Annotated in this window: 20 protein-coding genes and 1 pseudogene; 12 read left to right on the top strand and 9 right to left on the bottom strand. The window is 41.8% G+C overall.

The annotated features are described in order from the left end of the window. Positions 1–244: 244 nt before the first annotated feature. The 3 genes from QTN47_RS00105 to hemH all read right to left on the bottom strand — a co-directional run bounded on the left by QTN47_RS00105 (position 245) and on the right by hemH (position 2,479). Positions 245–799 carry a CopD family protein gene (locus tag QTN47_RS00105; protein ID WP_369327260.1) on the bottom strand — a complete coding sequence of 185 codons (555 nt, stop codon included), beginning with the start codon at positions 797–799 and terminating at the stop codon, positions 245–247. Positions 800–905: 106 nt separating this feature from the next. Then, the gene (locus tag QTN47_RS00100) at positions 906–1,307 is read right to left on the bottom strand and encodes a GxxExxY protein (protein ID WP_369327259.1); all 402 of its coding nucleotides are present in this window, start codon (positions 1,305–1,307) and stop codon (positions 906–908) included. Between the two features lie 158 nt (positions 1,308–1,465). Beyond that, positions 1,466–2,479: a ferrochelatase gene (gene hemH / locus QTN47_RS00095; protein WP_369327258.1), complete on the bottom strand. Its 1,014-nt coding sequence runs from the start codon at positions 2,477–2,479 to the stop codon at positions 1,466–1,468. Positions 2,480–2,794: 315 nt separating this feature from the next. Between hemH and hemA the strand changes: the two genes are divergently transcribed. The 11 genes from hemA to QTN47_RS00040 all read left to right on the top strand — a co-directional run bounded on the left by hemA (position 2,795) and on the right by QTN47_RS00040 (position 13,782). Beyond that, the gene (hemA, locus tag QTN47_RS00090) at positions 2,795–4,021 is read left to right on the top strand and encodes a glutamyl-tRNA reductase (protein WP_369327257.1); all 1,227 of its coding nucleotides are present in this window, start codon (positions 2,795–2,797) and stop codon (positions 4,019–4,021) included. A 71-nt stretch (positions 4,022–4,092) separates the two neighbouring features. Beyond that, positions 4,093–5,016, top strand: a complete 924-nt coding sequence (hemC, locus tag QTN47_RS00085; RefSeq protein WP_369327256.1) for a hydroxymethylbilane synthase — start codon at positions 4,093–4,095, stop codon at positions 5,014–5,016. Beyond that, a complete protein-coding gene (locus tag QTN47_RS00080; protein WP_369327255.1) occupies positions 5,003–5,713 on the top strand; it encodes a uroporphyrinogen-III synthase in 711 nt (236 codons plus the stop codon). The genes hemC and QTN47_RS00080 overlap by 14 nt, the downstream gene beginning before the upstream one ends. A 164-nt stretch (positions 5,714–5,877) precedes the next feature. After that, positions 5,878–6,918 (top strand): uroporphyrinogen decarboxylase, encoded by a 1,041-nt coding sequence (gene hemE / locus QTN47_RS00075; protein ID WP_369327254.1) that lies wholly within the window; start codon positions 5,878–5,880, stop codon positions 6,916–6,918. A gap of 90 nt (positions 6,919–7,008) precedes the next feature. Then, positions 7,009–8,007 carry an alpha/beta fold hydrolase gene (locus QTN47_RS00070; RefSeq protein ID WP_369327253.1) on the top strand — a complete coding sequence of 333 codons (999 nt, stop codon included), beginning with the start codon at positions 7,009–7,011 and terminating at the stop codon, positions 8,005–8,007. Between the two features lie 28 nt (positions 8,008–8,035). Further along, positions 8,036–8,947 (top strand): oxygen-dependent coproporphyrinogen oxidase, encoded by a 912-nt coding sequence (hemF, locus tag QTN47_RS00065; RefSeq protein WP_369327252.1) that lies wholly within the window; start codon positions 8,036–8,038, stop codon positions 8,945–8,947. 164 nt (positions 8,948–9,111) lie between these two features. Further along, entirely contained in the window at positions 9,112–9,474 is a 363-nt protein-coding gene (locus QTN47_RS00060; protein WP_369327251.1) for a four helix bundle protein, read from the top strand. A gap of 140 nt (positions 9,475–9,614) precedes the next feature. After that, positions 9,615–10,592 (top strand): porphobilinogen synthase, encoded by a 978-nt coding sequence (gene hemB, locus QTN47_RS00055; protein ID WP_369327250.1) that lies wholly within the window; start codon positions 9,615–9,617, stop codon positions 10,590–10,592. A 211-nt stretch (positions 10,593–10,803) separates the two neighbouring features. Beyond that, positions 10,804–11,097 (top strand): YciI family protein, encoded by a 294-nt coding sequence (locus tag QTN47_RS00050; protein ID WP_369327249.1) that lies wholly within the window; start codon positions 10,804–10,806, stop codon positions 11,095–11,097. A gap of 155 nt (positions 11,098–11,252) precedes the next feature. Then, a complete protein-coding gene (hemL, locus tag QTN47_RS00045) occupies positions 11,253–12,539 on the top strand; it encodes a glutamate-1-semialdehyde 2,1-aminomutase (protein WP_369327248.1) in 1,287 nt (428 codons plus the stop codon). A 571-nt stretch (positions 12,540–13,110) separates the two neighbouring features. Then, the gene (locus tag QTN47_RS00040; protein ID WP_369327247.1) at positions 13,111–13,782 is read left to right on the top strand and encodes a flavin reductase family protein; all 672 of its coding nucleotides are present in this window, start codon (positions 13,111–13,113) and stop codon (positions 13,780–13,782) included. A 450-nt stretch (positions 13,783–14,232) separates the two neighbouring features. Here QTN47_RS00040 and QTN47_RS00035 read toward each other — a convergent pair whose 3' ends face one another. Together QTN47_RS00035 and QTN47_RS00030 are read right to left on the bottom strand one after the other, a co-directional pair. Then, positions 14,233–15,231: an ROK family protein gene (locus QTN47_RS00035; RefSeq protein WP_369327246.1), complete on the bottom strand. Its 999-nt coding sequence runs from the start codon at positions 15,229–15,231 to the stop codon at positions 14,233–14,235. Between the two features lie 16 nt (positions 15,232–15,247). Beyond that, complete coding sequence (locus QTN47_RS00030) at positions 15,248–16,714, bottom strand: family 43 glycosylhydrolase (protein WP_369327245.1); 1,467 nt, start codon at positions 16,712–16,714, stop codon at positions 15,248–15,250. Positions 16,715–17,072: 358 nt separating this feature from the next. On the opposite strand from QTN47_RS00030, the gene QTN47_RS00025 reads away from it, so the two are divergent. After that, positions 17,073–19,964: a patatin-like phospholipase family protein gene (locus QTN47_RS00025; RefSeq protein ID WP_369327244.1), complete on the top strand. Its 2,892-nt coding sequence runs from the start codon at positions 17,073–17,075 to the stop codon at positions 19,962–19,964. Positions 19,965–20,073: 109 nt separating this feature from the next. Here the strand turns inward: QTN47_RS00025 and QTN47_RS00020 are convergent, their stop codons facing one another. The 4 genes and pseudogenes from QTN47_RS00020 to QTN47_RS00005 all read right to left on the bottom strand — a co-directional run. Next, entirely contained in the window at positions 20,074–21,102 is a 1,029-nt protein-coding gene (locus QTN47_RS00020; RefSeq protein ID WP_369327243.1) for a phage tail-like protein, read from the bottom strand. A gap of 26 nt (positions 21,103–21,128) precedes the next feature. Continuing rightward, a complete protein-coding gene (locus QTN47_RS00015) occupies positions 21,129–22,133 on the bottom strand; it encodes a phage tail-like protein (protein WP_369327242.1) in 1,005 nt (334 codons plus the stop codon). 27 nt (positions 22,134–22,160) lie between these two features. Continuing rightward, the gene (locus tag QTN47_RS00010; RefSeq protein ID WP_369327241.1) at positions 22,161–23,180 is read right to left on the bottom strand and encodes a phage tail-like protein; all 1,020 of its coding nucleotides are present in this window, start codon (positions 23,178–23,180) and stop codon (positions 22,161–22,163) included. Between the two features lie 58 nt (positions 23,181–23,238). Then, positions 23,239–24,646, bottom strand: a pseudogene (locus QTN47_RS00005) (hypothetical protein); the annotation flags it as partial.

Below are 24,646 nucleotides of genomic sequence, written 5' to 3'. Positions count from 1 at the left end.
GTCTATAACTGATGCGAAGCACGGTACCCATAACTTATTTCCAACCGTTTCTGTCAATTGTAACAAATTGATTATTTACCTCACTCTTTTCAAGCTATCGGCTGTCAATTAAAGAAAATCGGTTGTTAACGCAATCCTTTTAAGCTGTCAGCTATGAGCTATTAGCTTGTACCTTATTTCAACTCGCTTTTTTGATTTTTAACTTTTGAATTTTGACTTATATAGACTTCAGCGATCCCTAATCCTACTTCTTTTTCCCTTCCCTCAAAATCTTATAAATTTTTATCGCGCTCATTAAAATTATAATGAACAGTATAAGTCCCAACAATCCCCATATCATGCTCAGACTCGTTTTCACAACTGCCAGGAAAACTATTGCAACCAATAGAATTGTAGCTACTTCATTCCAGATACGCAGCTGCTGAGAAGTATATTTAAATATACCATTCATTTCTTCTTTGTAAATGCGATGAAGTGAGAAATGATATACATATAACAATACCACCAAAATCAACTTGATCAGCAACCATCTTCCTCCTTCTGTAAAAAGCGTTTTATCCCAATTGCCTACGGCCATCACCACTGGCCCAAAGATTAATGTAAGAATAGCCGAAGGCCAGGTGATCCCCAACCACAACCGCTTCATCATCACTTTAAACTGCTCACGAAGAATATTTTTTTCCACTTCATCCTTTTCCGCAGCTTCCGTCGCATAAATAAAAAACCGCGGCATGTAAAACATTCCTGCAAACCAGGTTACGACGAAGATGATGTGGAGGGCTTTTAAGTAGTTGTACATATGATTGGGATTGAGATTTTGATTTTTTGTCTGGATCTGGATTTATGGGATTAGTGGATGATTGGATTAATTTTGATATGCATTACTATATTTTTTGTTCGCTATTTTATTGATTAGCGTGTTTGATTCCATTTTGAGGATGGCGTAAACGTTTTACTTCAAGGCTTCGTGAACCAAAATTCAACAAAAGTCCTTTATCCAGTTTATATGCCACAAGGTAATTGAGTCCTTGTGCGAGATGGCTATCGTCCAACGTCGAAATTGCTTTTAATTCAACCAATACTTCACCTTCTATTAAAAAATCTACCCTTCTACATCCGATTAATTCTCCGCAATAATAAATATCGATTTCAACTTCTCTTTCAAAACCGACACATGCGTTCTTCAATTCAATAGCAAGTGCCCTTTGATAAATTACTTCCTGAAAGCCATTGCCTAATATGCTATGCACTTTCATTGCACATCCAATTACTCTGTATGTCAGATCATCATTGATTTGTTCTTTCATCTGATTTAGGGTTTAAAATATAAACCTCAAATCTACTTATTCCTATCTTCTCCAATCAATCCAATCTTCATTAATAATTGTTATTATACAAGTTCTCCAATATTTAGAAATCCATTCATCCCCTAATCCCACAAATCCAGATCCAGACAACCTCAATCTTAATCCCCAATCAACTTCACAATGCTCCTAATCCAAAGCGGGTGCACATTCAAGCACGGTATCATCGTAAACTCCTCGCCGCCTGCGTGAAGGAAGATGTGTTTACCTTCTTCCGCGATTTCTTCGAGCGTTTCGAGGCAATCGCTGACGAAAGCGGGACAAACAACCAGCAGTTTCTTCACTCCTTCTGCCGGCAGTTCCTCCAGGCGCTTTGCAGTGTAAGGCGTGAGCCACGGATCGCGGCCCAATCTTGACTGGAAACTCTGCTCGACTTTTTCTTTGGGCAACTGTAATTTCTCCGTTACAAGTTCTGTAGTAATGAAGGTCTGATGACGATAGCATTGGTCGTGCGCAGCAGATGTTACATGGCAGCAATCATTCACCTTAAGGCAATGCTGCCCCGTTATGTCGCCTTTCAGGATATGGCGTTCAGGAACACCGTGATAGCTGAACAACAATTTATCAAAACTTTTTTCAGTAAAAGGGCGAATGCTTTCCGCAAGAGAATATATGTATTCTGCGTCCCTGTAGTAGGGAGGAGTTACAGAAATCCTGAAATTATATTTATACTTTTCATGAATTTCCTTCATATACTCCACAGCGGTTTCATAGCTACTCATGGCATAATGAGGATATAAGGGAAACAACACCACTTCTTCCAGATCGGGATTTTCCCGAACCAATTTATCGTAACAGTACTTCGGCGAAGGATTTCCGTAACGCATGGCAATTTCAACAGGTTCTTCCATTTCTTTTTGAACCGCCTCCTGTAATTGTTTAGTCAGCACTATCAGCGGCGATCCCTCTTTCCACCAAATACTCTCGTAAGCTTTGGCTGATTTAGGAGCGCGAAATGGTACGATAATCCCTCTTACCAGCAGCGTGCGCGCAAGCCAGGGCTTATCGATCACTCGTTCATCCATCAAAAACTCCGTCAGATATTTTTTCACATCCTTTACTGAAGTGGAGTCCGGCGAGCCAAGATTCATTAGTACAATTGCCTTTTTTGCCATGCTTACGCGTTTGAGAAGCAAAAGTAAGTGATACGTTATAAGTTTTACGTTGTACGTTTTTTGTGTTGAAGCAGTTTTTGGAGATCCTGATAGCGGATAAATTTTGTTGGACTGACCGTATAATGTAGTATTTCAAATGAAAAATCAATTGTATTTTTTATGCGTTTCATTGTGAAGAATCGCAATACTGACGCGGGTTTAAGCACATTATCATCAAAACATGACAGAGAAATGACAGATAACGACGGCTGATCATGTTTTTTAGGCAACGTATAGAAGTACTTTTGCGTTATCAATATTTGACGACCAGGAAGAATGAATATTACGCAGTTTTATATAGCCGGAATCAACTACAAGAAGACTGACACTTGCATACGTGGACAATTTGCCGTTAACAACGATCAATATATTTCACTTTTAAATAAAGCAAGAACTTCCGGCATACAGGAAATGTTCATTTTAAGTACCTGCAATCGCACAGAGATTTATGGCGTTGCACATTCCCACCGCGAACTGGTTGATCTTTTATGCTCTGAGACAATCGGATCTTCTGAAAAATTCAAAGAATTCGCCTACATAAAACAAGGCTGGGAAGCGATTGAACATTTGTTTAACGTTGCCGCCGGTATTGATTCCCAGATTTTAGGCGACTATGAAATTGTTGGTCAGCTTAAGCTGGCATCCAAAATAGCCAAACAACACAATTTTATCGGCACGTTCATGGAACGCTTGCTGAATGTTGTTTTGCAATCTTCCAAAGCAATTAAATCTCAAACACAGCTAAGCGGAGGAACTGTTTCTGTTTCTTTTGCTGCGGTTCAGTTTTTGTGCGAGAACCTCACCGATGCAAAAAATAAAAAAATCGTTCTGCTCGGCACCGGTAAAATAGGACGCAACACTTGCAAAAACCTGGTAGACTACCTGGAAACAACCAACATAACTTTACTCAACAGAACTGAAGACAAAGCTGCGGAGCTCGCAGGTGAACTTGGTTTGCAGCATGGTTCTTTTGCTGAATCAAAAAAACTGGTTGACGAAGCCGATGTTGTTATAGTCGCAACCAATGCTGAACAACCGGTAATTATGAAGGCTGACCTGGAGAAAAGCGCTCCAAAAATTTTGATCGATCTTTCTATTCCTAATAATATTGATCCCAAGGCTAAAGATTTGTCACATGTTACATTGGTTAATGTGGACGATCTTTCCAGGATAAATGATGCTACGTTACAAATGCGCATGGCCGAAGTGCCTGCAGCAAAAGCTATCATAAAAGAGCACATTGCAGAATTTGAAGAGTGGTACATTATGCGCAGAAATGTTCCGGCACTTAAAGCCGTAAAACAAAAGCTGCAGGATATGCAACAATGTTCAATGTTTTTATCCGTTCATACCAGCAATGGTAACAGCAAATGCGCCAATCCGGACGCAGACGCAATACAGAAGGTAATTACCACTATGGCGGTAAAAATGCGCCAGCAGCATCAGCCCGGATGCTATTATATTGAAGCAATAAATGATTATATAGCAGTAAGTGTTAATTAAGAACATTAAGGCAACTGCGTTATTTTCATTTCCGTGTTAATCGCTGCGCCACAAAACTCTCACAGTAAAAAATGAACAGAATTTTGAGAATAGGAACCAGGGATAGCCGCTTAGCTATGTGGCAGGCCAACCTGGTTAAAGATGAATTGGAAAAAGCGGGCATATCCACTGAAATTGTACCGATAAAAAGTGACGGCGATATAGACCTCGTTACTCCGTTATACGCGATGGGAGTTCAGGGTGTTTTTACAAAAGCGCTTGATTCCGTTCTGCTCAGCAACAGAATTGACATCGCGGTTCATTCCATGAAAGATGTTCCAACGCAATTGGCGCAGGGAATAACACAGGCAGCTGTTCTTAAAAGAGCTTCGCATAAAGATCTTTTTGTATACAAAACGGATATTGATTTTCTCAACGATGAACAAAGCATTGCAACAATCGCAACAAGCAGCATAAGAAGAAAAGCGCAATGGCTGCACCGTTACCCCAACCATTCCATTGAAAATTTAAGAGGCAACGTTATTACCCGGTTAAAAAAAGTAGCCGACAGTAACTGGAAAGGTGCCATATTTGCAGCGGCCGGCCTTGAACGCATTGACGAAAGACCTGCTAATGCAATTGAGCTGGACTGGATGCTTCCTGCACCTGCTCAGGGGGCTATTATGGTTGTTTGTCGCGAAGATGACACTGATGCCAGAGAAAAATGTGCACTGCTGAATGACAGCATTACTGCGTTGTGTGCTAAAACAGAAAGAGATTTCTTAAGCACACTAATGGGTGGCTGTTCAACCCCGATCAGTGCTTTGGCTGAGGTAGTAAATGGAACACTGCATTTTAAAGGCAGCATCCATTCGCTTGATGGTAAAGATTTCATAACAGCAGAGACCCAGTGCCCACTTGAAGATGCGGCAAATACCGGCATTAGTATGGGAAAAGAGGTATTGCAGAAGGGCGGTCTGAATATTGTAGAAGCTATTAGAAATGCAACCAGATAGAAAAACACTGTGCACCCGTGCACTCGACCCACAACTTATCAGCAAAGCAGCAGTACATCATGTTACAATAGATGTATTGCCTTTTATTGAAATAAAAAAAATTGATTCACCTGAATTTATTCAACAGGTTGATCAACTTGCGCAACAAAGACTACAGGTAATCTTTACAAGTAATAATGCAGTTGAAAGCGTTGCAGCTTTTTTACCTGAAAAGCATAACTGGAAAATACATTGTCTTGGCGGAGCAACAAAAGATGCCGTGGTAAAGCATTTTGGAAAAGAGATCATTGTAACCTCTGCCAAAAGTGCATCCTTACTCGCGAAGAAGATTATTGAACAAGGGGATATTAAAGAAGTGACTTTCTTCTGCGGCGATCAAAGACTGGATGATTTGCCAGAAACACTGGGAAGCAGTAACATAACCGTTCATGAGGTGATTGCATACAGTACTTTACAAACACCGCATGAAGTGCAGGAAGATTATGATGGCATCCTGTTTTTCAGTCCTACTGCTGTTCATAGTTTTTTTTCGATAAACACCATCCGCACAGATGTTGTGCTCTTCTCTATAGGAAGAACAACATCAGCAACCATTCAGTCCTACTGCAACAACAAAGTAGTTACCAGCGAATGGCCCGGACAGGAAAGCCTGGTGGATAAAGTGCTGGCGTATGAATGGGATGGCCATGAGGTGTGAGGCGGGAGGGGAAAGGTGTCAGGTATCAGGTGTGAGGTGTGCGGTATGAGGTGTGAGGCATAAGGCAAAAAAAAGGTAGAATAAACATCAAATAGTTTTAAGCTTTGGGCTCTAGGCTTTAAGCTTAAAACGTACAACGTATAACTTACAACGTATAACTCACTATGGCTATTTTAAAAAATGATCTGTTATTAAGAACACTGAGAGGAGAAGCAACTGAAAGAACACCGGTATGGATGATGAGACAGGCAGGACGATATTTACCGGAGTATATGGTGCTAAGAGAGAAATACGGCTTTTTTGAAAGATGCCAGACCCCTGAGCTTGCTGCAGAAATCACCATTCAGCCTGTTGATATAGTTGGTGTTGATGCTGCCATTTTATTTTCAGATATACTTGTTGTGCCTCAGGCTATGGGGCTTGAAGTACAGTTGATTGAAAGTAAAGGACCGCTTTTACCCGATCCGATAAAGACAACAGCTGACCTTAACCGCGTTCGTGTACCGGATGTGGAAGAATCTCTCGGATATGTTTTCGATGCCATTAAATTGATTAAGCAGGAATTAAACGGTCGCGTCCCTTTAATTGGTTTTGCAGGCGCGCCGTGGACATTATTATGTTATATGGTGCAGGGCAAAGGCTCCAAGACCTTTGATGAAGCAAAGGCATTTTGTTACATGAACCCGGAACTGGCACACAGCCTGTTACAAATGATCACTGATACTACTATTGCCTATCTGAAAGCCCAGGTAAAAGCGGGTGCAGACGTAGTGCAGATCTTTGATAGCTGGGGCGGCCTTCTGAGTCCTTCAGATTTTGAATTACTATCACTTCAGTATATACGTCAAATAGTAGCGGCTCTGAAAGACGAAGTTCCTACTATCATCTTCGCAAAAGGTGCATGGCATTCACTGGATAGCATGACTGCCACGGGTGCGCATGGTCTGGGAATTGACTGGTGTATTAAACCTCAACTCGCAAGAGAATTTGCAGGCAACAATGTTACCTTACAGGGAAATTTTGATCCGGCAAGATTGTTGTCGCCAATTCCTGAGATCAAAAAACAGGTTACTTCCATGCTGGAGACATTTGGCCCCGGAAAACATATTGCAAACCTTGGCCATGGCATTCTACCAAACGTACCTGTTGATCATGCAAGAGCGTTCGTTGATACAGTGAAAGAGTTCAGACATACTGCCGGATAGTAATTGCACCGGTGAAATATCCGTCCAAGAATAACTGCGACAAAACACCGTTCATGCAGATGACTGTATGAAGAATGAAAAACAAACGGTATGAAAAAAACAGTGCTTTGTCTTCTTGTCTTTGCCGCATTTGCAACAGCTGCATTTGCGCAGGAAAAGGTTGTTCCGCTTGGATTATGCCTGGAAAACTACGCCTATGATTATCCCGTACAATATATCTCTCTTAATATACAGGGCGAATCACTGAAAATGGCTTACATGGACGTTAAGCCAACCAACAGCAATGGCCATACCGTTATGCTCCTTCATGGAAAAAATTTCAACGGGGCGTATTGGTCGCAGACGGCTAAAACACTTTCTGAGAATGGGTTCCGGGTAATTATTCCAGATCAGATAGGATTTGGAAAGTCTTCCAAGCCTTCACATATTCAATATACATTTCAGCTCCTTGCCCAAAACACAAAAGCAATACTTGACTCGCTTGGCGTCCAAAAGGTATCTGTACTTGGACACTCCATGGGCGGAATGGTCGCAACCCGTTTTACTTTAATGTTTCCGGAAAGAGTGGAGAAGTTTATACTTGAAGATCCCATCGGCCTTGAAGATTGGAAATTGAAAGTACCTTATCAGTCAGTAGACATATGGTATAAAAATGAGTTGAAGCAGGACTATGCTTCTATGAAAAAATACCAGCAGGAAAGTTATTATCACGGAACATGGAAGGATGATTATGATAAGTGGCTGAACCTGCAGGCGGGATGGACACTTAGTCCTGAATACAATCGTATCGCGTGGAATTCTGCGCTCACATATGACATGATCTTCACACAACCTGTTTGCTATGAATTCGAAAACATAAAAGCGCCTGCATTATTGATCATCGGCCAACTGGATAAAACAGCGCTTGGCAAAAACCTTGTGAGTGACGATATTAAGAAGACGATGGGCAACTATCCTGCACTTGGCAAAGCAACACAACAAAAAATAAAAGGTTCCGAATTGGTGGAGTTGGATGACGTGGGACACATTCCTCACGTGGAGGCATTTGACCGGTTTATTAAACCGCTGATAGAATTTCTGAAAAAATAATCACCATATACTATTCAAAGAATATTTCATGAGCATCAAAGAACAATGGATCGCGTTTATTCACCAGCTACAGGATGACATATGTGCAGCAGTTGAAAAATGCGATGGCAAAGCAACATTTATCCAGGATGAATGGGAGCGCCCGGAAGGCGGCGGTGGCAAAACAAGGGTTATTTCCAACGGAAATGTTTTTGAAAAAGGAGGCGTGAATACTTCGGTGGTTTTTGGTGATGTTACCGAGCCAATGCGTGTCCATTTGAAAATGAACGGAGCTAAATGGTTCGCATGTGGATTAAGTCTTGTTCTTCATCCAATGAATCCATTTGTGCCAACAGTTCATTGCAACTACCGCATGTTTGAATTATATGACGGGCACGGCGAAGTGATCGACCGCTGGTTTGGCGGCGGAACGGACCTTACACCGTACTATTTATTTGATGAAGATGCCAAACATTTTCATCAGCTGCACAAAGATGCCTGCGATAAATTCGATACTTCCTTATATGAATTATTCAAAAAAGACTGCGACAATTATTTCGTGAACAAACACAGAAATAATGAGCGTAGAGGTATTGGCGGCATCTTCTACGATCATCGCAGGGCAACCGAAGAAAAGCCCGTTCAATTCTGGATGGATCTGGCGCATGCACTTGGCTATACTTTTATCGACTCATATATTCCGGTAGCAGACAAAAGAAAACAAACCACTTACACGCCGGAGCACAAACACTGGCAGGAAATAAGAAGAGGAAGATACACCGAATTCAATCTTGTCCATGACCGGGGTACTTTATTTGGCCTGAGGACGAACGGACGTATCGAAAGTATTTTGATGAGCCTTCCACCAACAGTGCGTTTTGAATACAATTATCAACCTGAAGCAGGAAGTGAAGAGGAAAGATTGTTGAAAGTGTGTTTGCAGCCCGTTGAGTGGATTTAGATCGCCGATCTCTGATTTTTTGATCGCTGATTTAAACGATGATTATTATCAGTCACCGAAAAATTCAACAGTTGAAATTTTGCAGAAGCAGATCGAATGACAACTACTAAAGATTTTCAATAAGAAAGTAATAAATTAACGCTTACTTTCAAAACAACCCTACCTTGATAAGAATTGATTTAGAAAAAAGAACCAGACAATTTCACATTGACGTAATTAACCTTTGCGCAATGCTGCCAAAAAATATTGCCGCTTACGAACTTGCAAAGCAGGTTATCAGATCCGCAGGTTCTGTAGGTGCAAATTATCGAGCTTCTAAAAGAGCAAAGTCAGCCGCCGACTTTGTATATAAGATTGAAATTGTGCTTGAAGAGGCCGACGAATCACATTACTGGCTTTCGGTGATTCGCGATACAAACTTGTTAAATATTGCGTTACTGCATGATTTGATCAAAGAAGCAAATGAACTAACGGCGATCTTTGCAGCGTCAGATAAAACCGCAAAGATGAATAAAAACAATCGGTGAGCTAAATTAAAGTTCTACGGTTCGTGCAACTGATAAAAAGATATTGAACTCATAGCATTCAATGAAACTGATCAAAATTGACGAAATCAGAGATCGAAAGATCAGAGATCAGAGATTCAATCAAATTAAAAGATAACAACATGTTTCTACAAAGACGTAACAGGATATTGAGAGTGGGACCAAGCATTAGAAGCCTGGTAGCTGAAACAACATTAACGCCCAACGATTTTATAGTGCCTTTGTTTATTGATGAGGGAGAGAATATTTCAACTGAAATCGCCTCTATGCCGGGATATTACAGAAGAAGTCTGGACCTGACGTTGCTGGAAGTAAAAGAACTATGGAGCCTGGGTATAAAAAGCGTGTTATTGTTTATCAAATGTAAGGATGAGTGGAAAGACAATACCGGCCAGGAAGCATGGAACGCAAACGGCTTGATGCAGCGCAGCATTAAAGCGATTAAGGATGCCATTCCTGAAATGGTGGTTATGACCGACGTGGCGCTTGATCCATATTCCATTTATGGTCATGACGGTATTGTGAAAGACGGTGAAATTGTAAATGATGAAACAGTCGATGCACTGGTAAAAATGAGCGTGAGCCATGCGCATGCAGGTGCAGACCTGGTAGCACCGAGCGACATGATGGACGGACGTATCGGCGCCATAAGAGAAGGATTAGAAGAAAGTGGATTTACAAAAACAGGTATCATGGCTTATAGCGCAAAATATGCCTCCTGCTTTTATGGCCCGTTCAGAGATGCGCTGGATAGTGCTCCGGGTTTTGGCGATAAGAAAACCTACCAGATGAATTATGCGAACAGGCTGGAAGCGATTAAAGAAACATTGATGGATATTGAAGAGGGTGCTGATATTGTAATGGTAAAACCAGGCCTTCCTTATCTGGATGTAATACGTGAAGTGAAGAATGCAGTTAATGTTCCGGTAAGCGCCTACAACATTAGCGGTGAATATTCAATGATCAAGGCCGCAGCCAAAATGGGCTGGCTTGATGAAGATAAGGCAATTATTGAAACACTTACTGCATTCAAAAGAGCTGGCGCTGATCTTATTGCAACCTATTTCGCGAAAGATGCAGCGAAGCTGCTAAATAAATAGATTGAACCACGAAGACACGGAGAACACAAAGCGGCACAAAGAAATGCAACTAAAAATAAATCTTAGTGCGGCTTCGTGTTCTCCGCGTCTTTGTGTTTCAATTTTGTTTTTTTTACTTTTCACTTTTGACTTTTAACTTAAAACTTTGTGTTCCTTTGCGTCTTAGCGCCTTCGTGGCTCAAAAATTTACCGACCTAAAAAACTCAATGCTATGTTTATAATCGAATTAACCTACAAGGTTCCGGCAGCAGAAATAGATGCGGCATTAGCTCCGCATATGGCTTTCCTGGATAAGTATTATCAGTCCGGAAACTTTATCGCATCAGGCAGAAAAGAACCGCGTGATGGTGGCATCATTATGGCTCTTGCGCCAACCCGAAAAGATATTGAAGCGATCATTGCACAAGATCCATTCTACCAGAACAAGATGGCCGACTATCGCATCATTGAGTTTAAAGCAACAAAGAAAACAAAAGCATTCAGCATATTTGAAGGAGACGAGTAGGAGTTGTACGTTGTAAGTTTTACGTGATACGTTTATCGAAGCGAAGAATAAAACTCACAACTTATAACTCACAGGCACTGACAGATAATGTATAATTTACCACGCACAAACGCCAACGTACAACGTATAACGTACAACTTATAACTTACAACCTAATGTATTCACGCAGTCAAGAACTATTTGAAAGAGCACAGCAGTCAATTCCGGGTGGAGTAAATTCTCCCGTCAGAGCATTTAAAAGTGTAGGAGGAACGCCTTTATTTATCAGGAAAGCAAAAGGAGCTTACCTGTATGATGAAGATGGCAATCAATTCATCGATTATATCGCATCATGGGGACCAATGATCCTTGGTCATGCATACGAGCCTGTAGTAAAAGCGATACAGGAATATGCCGAATACTCTACGTCATATGGAGCTCCCACTGAACTGGAGATAAAGATGGCCGAGCTCATTAAAAGCATGGCCCCTAACGTGGATCTTATCCGCATGGTGAGCAGCGGAACCGAGGCTTGTATGAGTGCCATTCGCGTTGCACGTGGCTATACCGGAAGAAACAAATTCATCAAATTTGAAGGTTGCTATCATGGTCATGCAGACAGTTTTCTTGTAAAAGCCGGAAGTGGTGTTGCTACTTTCAATATTCAGACTGTTCCCGGCGTAACCGGTGGAGTCAGTGCAGATACACTTACTTGTGCTTACAATGATCTTGAAGCTGTTGAAAAACTGGTTGCAGAACATAAAGGAGAAATTGCCGCAATTATCACCGAGCCGGTTGCCGGCAATATGGGATGTATATTACCCGCTCCGGGATTTATGGAAGGTCTCAGAAACATCTGCGACCGTGAAGGCATGTTGTTGATCTTTGATGAAGTGATGAATGGTTTTCGTCTTGCTCCTGGCGGTGCCCAGGAAAAGCTTGGTGTAAATGCGGATCTTGTTACTTATGGCAAAGTGATCGGCGCAGGAATGCCTGTAGGAGCATTCGGAGGCAAACGTCATATTATGGAAGTTGTTGCACCGCTTGGCAATGTTTACCAGGCAGGAACCTTAAGTGGCAATCCGATCGCCATGATTGCAGGATATACTTTATTATCTGCCTTGAAAGAAAATCCTTCCTTATTGACCGAGCTCGATGAGAAGACAGCTTATTTGAAAGAAGGTCTTGACAAAGTGCTTGCCGCTTCGGGTATTCCTTATGTCATCAATCACCTTGGATCGATGATCAGTATCCATTTTAGTGATCATCCGGTTACTGATTTTGCCAGTGCAGCTTCAGCAAACAACGAGCTGTTTAAAAAATACTTTCACGGCATGTTAAAGCGTGGCATTTATCTTCCTCCTTCTGCATTTGAAAGTTGGTTCCTGAACAATGCGCTTTCCCACGGGGATTTGGATAAGACGATTGATGCGACAAGAGAAACCTTGAAGGAGATTGCCTAGACCAGGATCTGGATTTTGTCTGGACCTGGATTTTGCAGATTAAAGGATTAGAGGATTTTATATAAAAATAGCTGAAGCCAATGCGAAATGCGACCAGGATTTGCAGGATTAAGGGGATTGAAAGCTTTCTTACCAAACACAAACTATAGTCTGACCGATCCAGGATTTATTTGATTGGATTATTTGATTGGGAAATAAATGAAGCCAATGAGCGAAATGCTTGTTGGCTTTTTGATTGGGATTTTTGTCGGGACCTGGATTTGAATGATTAGGGGATTGGAGGATACTTCACTGTTATGTACTAAACCTGAAATTTTGAACGTAGACGCCGCAAAACCCGAAGGGTTGGAATTATTATAGCATTTAGTAACCAATGCAACAAACTCCGAAGGAGTGGCATTATATAGCAAGGATTGAAAATCACGCTCTGCGAAGCTTCTAAGCTTCGCTGCCTTACGCTATCGCCTCTGGCGCTCTACGACTCATGTTTTTTAATGACTTCAAATCAGCAAGAATCGGGTTTTCAGGGGTGTTTTTATCATTCATTTTTGCGTTAGAAAAACATCACGCTATGCACAATGTCAGCTTTCCTTCCATCTTATATTTTGGAACGCCGGTTATATTAATTACAACAGTAAACGAAGATGAATCATTCAATATCGCACCAATATCATCTGTTTTCTGGCTTGGATGGCGATGCATGATCGGCATTGCGGCCTCTTCTAAAACAACCGAAAATCTTCTAAGGACAAAGGAATGTGTGATTAATCTTCCTTCGGAAAATGAAGTAGATAAAGTCAATCGACTGGCGTTGAAAACAGGATCGTCTCCTGTTCCAGCCAGCAAAAAAGCCAAGGGCTATCAATATGAACCGGATAAATTTGGTGCTGCTGGTTTTACGTCATTGCCGTCTTCTACAGTAAATGCGCCGCGCATTCTGGAATGTCCGGTACATCTTGAAGCCGGGGTTGTCGCTAAACACTTTCTAAGCAAAGACGAGCCTCTGCAATACGGCAATATTATTTGCTTTGAACTGAAGATCTTACAAGTGCATCTTGATGAATCGATTGTTGATGATGATAAGCCCGATCATATTGATCCGGATAAATGGCGGCCACTGATCATGAGTTTTCAAAAGTTCTACGGACTGGGATCTCAACTGCATCATTCTACATTATCTGAAATTCCCGAAAAATTATACAATACTGTCGATCGCAAAAATGCGCTGGAGATGATTCAATAATAACGCAACGCCAAGGTTCGTGTCCCACGAACATTGATACTATGTGTTGATTTTTTAAACAAAGAAAAGGTTCGTGAGACACGAACCTTGCCGAAAAAGTTTGCGCGGACACAAACGTCAGTGTGCAAATGTGAGACGCATCCGTGATGTAAGTAAGGTGTCGTCCGCGCCAACGTTTCTTTGTAAACAACTTATAAAGCTTAAAGCACAAAGCCTAAAGCTTAAGACTGACCGAAGCGAAGGTTTTTAAACCATTTAAGAAATATAAGAGCAAATAAGATCTTTTGCACAGGATAATAATAACACTTAAACGACAATACATTTACTTAGCCAGATCGGACCTTCACCATTGACCATTGACTATTCACTAGTTGTATAGAAGTCTATGGTTAATAAGATATCAACCGATGCACGACGGTGTATTAAAATAAAAACCACGCAGCATTTCCTTTAACCTCGCACCATCACATCCGACTTCTTAACAGCGTATGCCTGAGCTGCCAATGACAGCGCTGCTATGTCGCCAATATTTTCAGCAAGCTTTGAAGGAACAATTGTACAGGCTTTATAAGAAGCAAGAATGGATTCCTTTTGCAGCTCAGCCTGCATAGATTCTTCCAGAAGAGATCCTGCACGACCGTAAATGCTTCCAAGAATGATCAACTCAGGATTGAGTATGTCAATCAGCAATGCCAAACCCTTGCCCAGGTAAGTACCACAAGTATTATAAATCTCAATCGCAGTATCGTCACCAGCAGCGGCTGCTTCTGCTACTATTTTTGCGGTTAATGAGGGAAGATCATCCAGCGAGTCACAAAAAGATACCTTCTCTCCCATTTGTAATTTCTGACGCACTTTTATTTGTGCGAGTTGCGCGATTCCACCACCACTGCACCAGCCTTCAAAAGAACCTGCTTTGCCAAAACCTACAGGCCCCATGTCAGACAAACGGAGATGCCCAACTTCACCCGCAAGGTCAGTTGTTCCGGAATACAATGCGCCATTTAAAATAAGCCCGGCCCCCATGCCTGTTCCAAACGTGAGAAAGATAAGATTGGAATAGCCTCGTCCTGCACCATATTTCCATTCTGCGACGGCACCTGCATTGGCATCATTCTGCAACAAAACAGGTTTACCAAATTTCTCTTCGGCTAGTCTTACAATAGGTATACTGTCCCATCCAGGCAAATTGGGAGGGGACAGTATGAGGCCTTTCTTGCTGCTTAACGGACCTCCGCAGCTGATACCAATACCATCGATATCATCCATTGAAAGCTTGTTTGCCGCTAATATTTCCTCGGCCTGCTGAAACAAAAGAGTGATCATTTCAAATGCAGGCTTATCAGTCTTGAGCACCAATTTATCAACAATGGTCATTTCGCCACCATGTATCTCCCTGCCAACAATTACAGCGCATTTTGTACCACCTATATCAAATCCTAAAAGCATACATCAACCATTTAATTTATTGAAGCGGAGCAATCTTTATAGAACTGAACGTTACTTTACCGTGCTTGGCGAACAATGCCAGCGAACTACCTTTCTGTTCGTATAACCTGTTTACAATACATCTTTTTCCGTTAATACAAACATCAATTATATCCCCTTTCATAATTACCTGTACAGTGATTTTTTTATTTAACCCATCAACAGCTTTGATGGTAGATCCGGCCAGGCTCGCCGTGAGATTATCGGGCGAGAACGCTAATTTATATCCGTCTGAACTTCCAGGACTGGCGTGCAAATAAACACCGTATTCTTCAATATTTCCTTCCGGCTCTACGTCAAAACTGATGCTTGAATTAACAGGTATGTTTTCCAAAATTACCGCACTTTGGCCGCCGTAGGACTGAATGGTAAAATTATCCTGCGCATTCTTTTTTACCAGGCTATCCATTACCGCGCTTATCGGAACCAAAGAACCTGAGACAGGCATCGTTTCCGTTGGGAAAGATGTATACAACGTTCCGTCTTTTTCCTGCTTCAACTCCCGTAAAACAATATTTCCGCCAAAAATTTCATACCCATCATCTTTACTGTCTTTTTTACTCGGGATCCATCCTGCCACTATTCTGCGGTCATTGTTAAACTGAGCAGTCTTTGCCACGTTCACCCAATCTTCATCCAACGCCTGGTAGCGCGGATATTCCCAGGGCCCGTACGGTTGTTTGGATTTCAGATAAAAAGTGTTCCCTCCACGACCGTAAATAAGATAGTACCACCCATGCCATTCAAAATAGTCAGGACATTCAGGCACATCGCGCTGACCAAAAATAAGCGGCGACTCCACAGCCCAGTTCTTAAGATCTGTTGAAGTAAGATGTACGAGCGCGCCATTCCCTCTCAGCAAAGATTTTTCAGTAGATGAAGACACAAACAAATGAAATTTTCCCTGTGCATCAACAGTCACTTTCGGATCGCGAAAATTTCTTTTACTGTAACCCGGCGCCGAAGTGTAGAACGGATTCGGCTGCTGCTTTTTGAAATGAATGCCATCATCGCTAATTGCGTAACTCAGTTGCTCATTCACTTTTCCGGACGCATCAATCAATCTTGTAGCATAAAACGCGTAAAACTTCTTGTTATAATATACAACGGAACCTGTACAGATGGATTTCTCCCAGGCTTCATCAATCCCTAATACCACAGGGTAATGCTTCCAGGTTTTCAAATCCCTGGATGTGCTCAACGTCCACTGATGCCCACCTAAACCTCCTAAAGCCGAATGGTGGCCAGAGTCCAGCAGCCAGTACAAGTAATAAGTTCCTTCATGATAAAAGGGAATACAGTCGCCCACAAATAGATTACCGGTTGGTTTGAAATACTGAATAGCCGTTGTTGGTTCTTTGTCCGGCTGAAAATTAACACTGAACTGTGCGTCAGCTTTTGATACAAAGAAGAGCATTGTGATTACTATGACAAGCTTATGCATGAATATGGTTTATTAATTTACGTGAAATAGTTATAGATGTGCCAGTTTCTATTTTAACAATCTTCACTTTACCGCAAGACCAACAGGTGTATTAACCAATATAAAAATAATACAACAATCCATGCCAACCCGGAACAAATAAAACATCGATTTGAAAAGACAACATGTTACTTAGTTAAGATGATTTCATGAGCAACAAACAAGCACTGGTGGCTTTTACTTTTAGTGGCGACCTATTCTTGCCAAACCCCATTTAAGAGCGTATTGCATTTCTCCGCTTTTTTTTGGATATTACTTACAGACAAGTTGCATCATACCAAGTAATCAACAAACGCTTTATCTACTCAAACTTGCATCCATGAAAATTTCGCTCCCCGTCTCAATGATTGTCTTAACTGCCGTAATCGTTATTTTGGTTTTGATTGATGGGCAAAACATGATTGCTTCGGGCGGCGACAACAAAATGGATTACCTGGCATTCAACCGCGGTACGCCTGAAGTCTCTACCCAAATAATGAATAGCTGGCGCGAAAGCGAACGGAAAACTACCGCGGTAAAAAATATCGTGAAGCTGGATTACGTGCTGATGATTTTTTACTGCATTTATCTATGTCTTTGTCTCTATTTCAGAAGCACGACCGCTCAAAAAAAATGGCTGAGACAGTGGTTGCGGGTCGGCATACTGTTTATTCTTGCCGGCACCGCGTTGGATGCTTACCAGGATCATACTATATATAAATATGTAACAACAAGTGGCGCCGTTTCTGACATGCGGTGGCTTACGCGCATAAAATGGATACTGCTTGCAATGGGTGTCATTCCGCTTGTCATTTCTCTTTTTCCAAAACATTTCTTTTCAATAGACACGGTGATGCAAATATTGAGGTATTTCTCAGGATTGCTAAAGGCGTCGTGGCTGTTTTTCCCTGCATTGTTGTTTATTCTGTTCGCCATCTATTGCTTCTGGCTTGCAGGACAGGGAAAAGATATTGTTGTGGCTTTTACGGAGAATAAATCAAGCACCATCTTCTCATTAAATTATTCTCGCTTTATTTTCTTTATTGCCATAGGATTCTGGGTATACATCACCTGGTATTCATCACGCATCATTGCTTATATCAAGAAGAAAAAAGAGAAGGACATTCTTGAGAAAGCATGCAACATGACCGACGAAGTGGCTGAGCAAAAATTTGACGAAGGGAATGACTTTTTCGACATTAGAAAGAATTTTCTTGATTACTTTCCGAGACTTACCGGCAACGCCTGCTTTGTAGTACTGGAGTTGTGTGTGCTTCAACTCCCCATACTCAACTACGCTATTAGCTCCCGGGAAGCATTCGTGCTTTTACTGTTACTTATTTTCCTGCTCTATTTTATTAACCGTTGGCTGGTGAAAATTTTGATGCTGCAAGACTCATCCCGAAAGAAAAATTTCAGAACCTTGTTTTGGGCAGCACTCGTTATTTTTTTGATATTGCTTGTTCTTGCAGCCTTTACTGAAAAGATAGCTATTCTTAGTTTACTTGGTCTATTGCTCATTCTTCATATTGTTTTTAACCTGTACATCAATCTTCGTCGCGATCAAATAGAAAAGAAAATCGTTGCGGTTAGAATCGAGACAAAGCAAGAGCCCAAATCAGCGCGAACAAGACTTGAAAAAATAATGGATTTCTTTTGTATTCCACGCGTTGAAACAGGTTACTTCAAATGGTTTCTTTGGATTGGCATCATCGGGATTATTCTTTATATCGCCTGCATCTACAACTTAGGATTTTCCAGAAAGATCGGTCCGTTTCCCTTTATCATACTTGCCTTTGGTGTTTTGTTGCTATTCGGAAACATCGTCACCGCTTTTTCTGTTAAATACGGCATAAGCTTTCATATCATTATATTATTGTTGGCTTTTTTCCTGGGAATGAAAGAAACGCATAATATTAGAACGATCGAACTAAAGTCTGTTGGCAACGACTACAAGAACCGGCCTCATTTACGCGAATACCTGCAGCAATGGCTGAACGAAAAGGTACCATTATCTGATACCAGCGCGGGAGAGTTTGATGTATATTTTGTTATGGCTAATGGTGGCGCTTCACGATCTGGTTACTGGACGGCAGCGGTATTGGGAAAATTAGAGGATGCTTCCATTGTCAGACTTACAGATTCAACGGGCAGAGCCGTCAAATTTTCTGATCACGTATTCTGTCTCTCCGGCACCTCAGGAGGCGGAGTTGGCGTAGCTACGTTCTTTTCTTTACTAAGGAACAAGCAGGTAGAAAAGGGTAAGTCCTATGAGTTAAGCGCTAAAGATTTTTTGAAACAGGATTATTTTACTTACACCTTCGCCCGCATGCTTGGGCCGGATTTCTTCAAGTATATTTTTCATACCAGTTCTACCAGCGACAGAGGAGCTGCCCTTGAAGAATCATTTGAAAAATCTTCACGTGCAATGGATCCATCTTTTTATAATGTTCCCTTTTTTGATACGCTTTCAGAATTCGCCGCATTGAGCAATGGAAAGTTTTTAATGCCTGTACTGTTTGTAAATACTACGCGCATGCAGGATGGTAATCCGGGAGTAGTGACCAATCTCAATATTGATTCCACTTATTTTAACGGACGTATAAATGTGCTTTCGCTTCTCAACAACAATGAAGATATTAGCCTGGCTTCAGGAGCTATATTAGGCGCCAGGTTTCCTTATTTGAGTCCGGCAGGAAGAATAGGTGACAATTATTTTGTAGATGGCGGATACTTTGACAATTCGGGTGCAGGCGTTGTACAGGAAACCATTCGCGGTATCATCAATATTGCGAAAGATGACAGCCTAAAAAACGGCACACTATATAAACAGGTGAAACGTCTGCATTTTAAAATACTGCATATTGTGAATAGCCCGATCGATGCAGATTCTTCCAACATTAAACCTGTGGCACCCATCAAGAACGATCTGTTTTCCCCGCTACTCACCATTGCCGGTGCGTACGACATGCAAACAACAGTAAATGATGAAAGGTTAAAGCATTTTATTAGCGACATCAATACCTATTCAGCTAACAAGGCTGATTATCATTTAATCTCCCTGTATGAAGACAGGGAAGAATGGCAAAAAGATCCACTCCATTTAAGATACGACAAAGAACCACCTTATGCCATGAACTGGTTTATTTCGGACACCACACTGAACAGGATTAATAAACGATTGGTAAATCAGCCAAAACTCAATATGCTGCTTCGGGACTGGAACAGATAGCGTACAAGCGCTGCAAATTCCAATCTGACTTTACATCCAAAGCAGAGGTGAATTAAAACAGCATCATGCACCTTCTGTAATGCAGTAGAGCAACTTTAGGCGTTGGTAATTACAGCCCACCTGGCATTGTACCAGTGCCAGAAGAATAACCACCCGTATCATATATCTGGTTGCTCAGCTGTTTAATGATCGTGTTATTGACAATCATACAATAAATATCCCATGTGCCCCTGGAATTGGAAAACGTTTTACCTCCTTTGTAATCAGCGGCCAACCTCCAGGTGTTATTTTGCATAAATGCATATACAACCTGCGGGGCGAAGGTTCCTGTGTATCCTGTTATCATTTTCATTCCATCAGCGGGATCGGGACTTGAGAAGGACGACCCCACAACCATTAACGTATATTGCCCCGTAGGTATTTTCGTATCACAATTGACTACCATGCTATCTTCGTTTACATTTGTTAGTCTGAACTTTACATAGGTTACGGGTTTGCTGTTACCTGTTGATGACACGACGGTGTAAACCTGCCCTGTTGTATTGTCTCTAACGAGGCTGGAAACTCCTGCCGGCGGTACAATGCTTGCTGAATCTAAAAACAAATTCCCTCCGACTTTTGTATCGCCATTAACATGCAGCATGGACTGGGGACTCGCTGTACCGATACCAATTTTTCCTCCTACAGTAACACGAAATCGTTCTGCGCCATTCGTTTTTATAATTAGATCTGCATTGTCTGTAGTTCCCAAAAAATGTTTACGTGAATCAATATTAGGATTGCCGTTGATGTTCCAGGCTGAATCCCTTCCATCATAATAGCTTATTAATTTTTTCCAAAGGATGCCATCCCAATAATAAACGCCCGTTCCTGAAGCGCCGATACCTTGTATTCCACTATTGATATTAAATACAGCCAGCGTTTGTGCCGGAGAATTATTTACTATCGGGGTTCGGCTTGATGTGTTTATTAATGACACACGTGGAAGAAGAAATCCTTTGTTCGCATTGCTCAAATCCAAAGCGGCAGATTTATCGGGATTGTTTGCGATAAGCCCAACCTGCGCATTCGTAGTATTACTGGCCAGAAAGCCAATATTGAAGATTAATAAAAGCCGAAAAAAAATACTTTTTATCATGATCAATTCACATTAATCGGTAAAAATTATAACCCACCTGGAGCTGATGTGAAGCTACCTGTGGTATTTCCCTGCATATCCAATACCTGGTCAGGCAAATCAACAACAAGCGCATTATTAATCACGAGACAATAGATGTCCCAATTTCCATTGCTGTTGTCAAAAGTTGTACCGCCAACATAATCTGCCTTCAAATGCCAGGTACCGCCAGACGACTGTGCATATAATGACTGATAAGCAAATGTGCCATTATAAGATGGCAGCATCTTCATGCCCTGGCTAGCAGCAAAAGAAGATCCGACAATCATCACAGTATAATCGGTGGATGATATTTTTGTATCAAAATCTGAAAGCAAATCCTGCTTAACGTTCCTCACCGTATATTTTACATAGTTATAAGCTTTAGAACTGCCCGAAGACGCGGCAACTGTAAACACCTGACCGGTAACGTTATCACGGACCAGCTGAGCCGTACCAGACTGTGGCGCACGGGCTGTTGTTCCCAAATAAAAGTCGCTTGTAATTCTTGTATCACCGGTCACTTCAAGGTTATATTGAGGAGTGCCCGTGCCTATTCCTACCTTCCCATCTGATGCGATCCGAAATTTCTCTGTATTGTTTGTCTTTACGACAAGATCGCTTCCATTACTCGCGCCCAGAAAGTTTTGCGTATTCGTGCCAGTGTTCCCTTGCAGATGCCATGTACTATCATTCACATTGGAATACGTGATCAGTTTTTTCCAAAGGCCACTCTCCCAATAATAAAAGCCAACTCCTGCGGCCCCTGCTCCTGTAATGGTTTCATTCGTATTATAAACCAAAAGAAAGGATGCAGGGTTGTTCCCATTGATGGCGCTTACATCACTGGTATTTTGCAGGCTTATCTTTGGAATTAATAACCCTTTGTTTGATTTACTAAGATCCAGCGCAGCTGATTTGCTTGGCGAGTTTGTCATCATGCCCACCTGAGCATGGAGCGTATTACTATTCAAGCCCAATATTAGCAATATCATTTTCAACAGTCTTTTCATACAAAATCATGTATTAAATGTTTGAAATTAAAGCCCGTCAGGAGCTGCAGTGGCCTGTCCGACATCGCTTCCTCCGAGATCGAATGACTGATCCTGCAGGGATGTAAGCATTGAGTTATTAATTACAAGACAGTAGATATCCCACGTACCATGAACCGCGGGTGTATAAGGCCAGGTGTCACCCATGGTATAATCAGCATATAGACGCCAGGTTGATCCGCTCTGGAAAGCATACACCTGTTGAGAGGAAAATGTGCCGCTGTATGTCATTCCCATCCCGTACATATCAGGTTCATTCAATGCATACCCCACAACCACTACCGTATAATCATTTATCGAAATGTTGGTATTAAAATTACTCAGCCAGTCACGATTAACCGTAATTGAATATTTTACATAGCTAAATGGCTTTGTGTTTCCGGAAGAAGAAGATATTGTATATACCTGTCCGGTGTTATTGTCACGCACCAACGGAGATACATTATCCAAAGGTGCATTAACCGCCTTATTGAGAAACAGGTTGCCTCCGAATTTTGTATCGCTGCTTGTTTCCAGCAAGAAGCCCGGGGTCATCACTCCAATACCAACTTTGCCATCAGCCTGGATCCGCATTTGCTCAATGTTATTGGTTTTTATCCGGAGGTCGTTATTATCTGCGGTTCCTACATAATTTGTAGAGGGGCTGGTTCCCGCATTTCCGTTTACACTCCAGGCAGTATTATTCATATCTCCAAATGTTGCGAGCTTGTTCCATTTACCTCCCTCCCAAAAATAATACCCTGGCATGACAGCGTTTGGCCCGGGAATTTCAGAAATCGAATTATTGTAAACCAAAAGGCCGCGGGCAGGATTTTGTCCGGCAATTCCGCTTACATCGGTTGTTGATGACAGGTTGACGAAAGATATCAATAAGCCCTTATCTGGTGCATTGATATCCAGTATCGCCGACTTGTCGGGCGAGTTGCCTGTTATGCCGGCTTGTGCATAATTTTTTGCACTTAACATGCACCCCAGCGCCAGCATTAGTAATTTAAAACACATTTTCATATACTTGGATTTGCTGAAATTGGCGCAGGCCAGTTACCCGCGCCGTATTTCATGGCCGTTAAAATCTGGATATTGTCTGCCATTTATTGTTGCCTTCTGTAATGATTTGATAGGTAACCTTGTTACCAACGGAGATGGAGGTGTCTGTTTCATCCACCGTCGCACCTGAACCGGCAAAGCCGATCGTTACAGTGTTGGCTGAGTTATCTACACGTTTTATTGTAAATACTCTTCCTGTCGCAACCCCATCCGGTACAGTTATTTTAATAGTGGCTGCTGAAGAAGCATCAACAAGAACTACATTATCAGAAGCAGCATCCAGGGTATAATCGGAAGTTTTTCTAACAATATTCATTGTCGCGTTAATTGAAGATTTGTCTACTTTTCGAATATTTCCGGCAGCGTCCGCTGTCACAAGACTGTCTGTCGCCGCGCCTTTTGGAATGCTTTCTATTCTTGCATTTCCTATTATATGCAGCATCGCAGTGGGGCTCGCAGTTCCGATTCCAACATTACCCGTCGGCGTTATACGCATGCGCTCAACAAGGCTGCTTGTTGCACCTGTATGGAATACATGAGCACCAAAACCGGAGAAGTAGTTAAGCTGGTCTGCTGATACACCAAACCCATAAACGCTGTTGTTGCTGCCACCATCATAAAGTTTAATGTGTGATGGCCACGGGTTGGCTGTAGCAGTTTTATGGAACCACAGCCGGGTGAAGCCCGCACTTGATCCAAGCTGGAAGTTTGCTGTATCAGATGCAGCAGCACTTGTAAGTCTTGCTCTTTCAATACCGTTTGTAATGAATGGTAAATCAAACCCATCCTTTGTGCCAAGCGTTTTGATAGCACCATTTGTATTACCATCCAACTTCCAATCGCTCATTGGTATATTTAGCGGATCTACCCAGTTTACCTTACCCGTTGCATCTGTCACCATGACGGTGTTTGCAATCCCAGCCTGGATACCGATACTGGTCGCTGTTAACGCCTGCTTCGCGCCCGTAACATTTAACACATTCGGAGTTGTGTTATTAATAGTTACTCCATTTGCTTGTACAGTCTGAATGATGCTATCCTGCAACTTTGTATTGTTCTCATACCAATACGTAGTACTATCCCTGATCACTTTCACAATATTGTTATTCATTACTTGCGTCACGGAATCGCGGAAGATGTTGGTGTTTACAACACTATCTGCCACTAGCTTCATGTTTAGTTGCAACCTTGCATATTTCAGCAAGCTGCTGTCGCCTACATGCTTGGTTCCGTCTTTACTCATCACGTCAATGAACTTGTCACTGGACAGAGAATCACCTTTAGCCTTCACTGTGAGGAAAATACTATCCTGCAACTTTATATTATTTTCATACCAATAGGTTGTACTATCCCTGATCACTTTCACAATATTATTATTCATCACTTGTGTTACGGAATCATGGAAGATGTTTGTGTTTACAACACTG

The sequence above is a fragment of the Danxiaibacter flavus genome (assembly GCF_041060425.1).
Classification (GTDB): domain Bacteria; phylum Bacteroidota; class Bacteroidia; order Chitinophagales; family Chitinophagaceae; genus Danxiaibacter; species Danxiaibacter flavus.
This window is presented reverse-complemented; position numbering and strand designations above follow the sequence as displayed.

What these genes read in the sequence shown, in the direction of transcription:
- QTN47_RS00010 (WP_369327241.1), bottom strand. Translation starts at nt 23,180, where the DNA reads ATGAAAATGTGTTTTAAATTACTAATGCTGGCGCTGGGGTGCATGTTA.
- QTN47_RS00025 (WP_369327244.1), top strand. Translation starts at nt 17,073, where the DNA reads ATGAAAATTTCGCTCCCCGTCTCAATGATTGTCTTAACTGCCGTAATC.
- QTN47_RS00050 (WP_369327249.1), top strand. Translation starts at nt 10,804, where the DNA reads ATGTTTATAATCGAATTAACCTACAAGGTTCCGGCAGCAGAAATAGAT.
- hemE (WP_369327254.1), top strand. Translation starts at nt 5,878, where the DNA reads ATGGCTATTTTAAAAAATGATCTGTTATTAAGAACACTGAGAGGAGAA.
- QTN47_RS00015 (WP_369327242.1), bottom strand. Translation starts at nt 22,133, where the DNA reads ATGAAAAGACTGTTGAAAATGATATTGCTAATATTGGGCTTGAATAGT.
- hemH (WP_369327258.1), bottom strand. Translation starts at nt 2,479, where the DNA reads ATGGCAAAAAAGGCAATTGTACTAATGAATCTTGGCTCGCCGGACTCC.
- QTN47_RS00040 (WP_369327247.1), top strand. Translation starts at nt 13,111, where the DNA reads ATGCACAATGTCAGCTTTCCTTCCATCTTATATTTTGGAACGCCGGTT.
- hemF (WP_369327252.1), top strand. Translation starts at nt 8,036, where the DNA reads ATGAGCATCAAAGAACAATGGATCGCGTTTATTCACCAGCTACAGGAT.
- QTN47_RS00100 (WP_369327259.1), bottom strand. Translation starts at nt 1,307, where the DNA reads ATGAAAGAACAAATCAATGATGATCTGACATACAGAGTAATTGGATGT.
- hemL (WP_369327248.1), top strand. Translation starts at nt 11,253, where the DNA reads ATGTATTCACGCAGTCAAGAACTATTTGAAAGAGCACAGCAGTCAATT.
- hemB (WP_369327250.1), top strand. Translation starts at nt 9,615, where the DNA reads ATGTTTCTACAAAGACGTAACAGGATATTGAGAGTGGGACCAAGCATT.
- hemC (WP_369327256.1), top strand. Translation starts at nt 4,093, where the DNA reads ATGAACAGAATTTTGAGAATAGGAACCAGGGATAGCCGCTTAGCTATG.
- QTN47_RS00020 (WP_369327243.1), bottom strand. Translation starts at nt 21,102, where the DNA reads ATGATAAAAAGTATTTTTTTTCGGCTTTTATTAATCTTCAATATTGGC.
- QTN47_RS00030 (WP_369327245.1), bottom strand. Translation starts at nt 16,714, where the DNA reads ATGCATAAGCTTGTCATAGTAATCACAATGCTCTTCTTTGTATCAAAA.
- QTN47_RS00070 (WP_369327253.1), top strand. Translation starts at nt 7,009, where the DNA reads ATGAAAAAAACAGTGCTTTGTCTTCTTGTCTTTGCCGCATTTGCAACA.
- QTN47_RS00035 (WP_369327246.1), bottom strand. Translation starts at nt 15,231, where the DNA reads ATGCTTTTAGGATTTGATATAGGTGGTACAAAATGCGCTGTAATTGTT.
- QTN47_RS00105 (WP_369327260.1), bottom strand. Translation starts at nt 799, where the DNA reads ATGTACAACTACTTAAAAGCCCTCCACATCATCTTCGTCGTAACCTGG.
- QTN47_RS00080 (WP_369327255.1), top strand. Translation starts at nt 5,003, where the DNA reads ATGCAACCAGATAGAAAAACACTGTGCACCCGTGCACTCGACCCACAA.
- hemA (WP_369327257.1), top strand. Translation starts at nt 2,795, where the DNA reads ATGAATATTACGCAGTTTTATATAGCCGGAATCAACTACAAGAAGACT.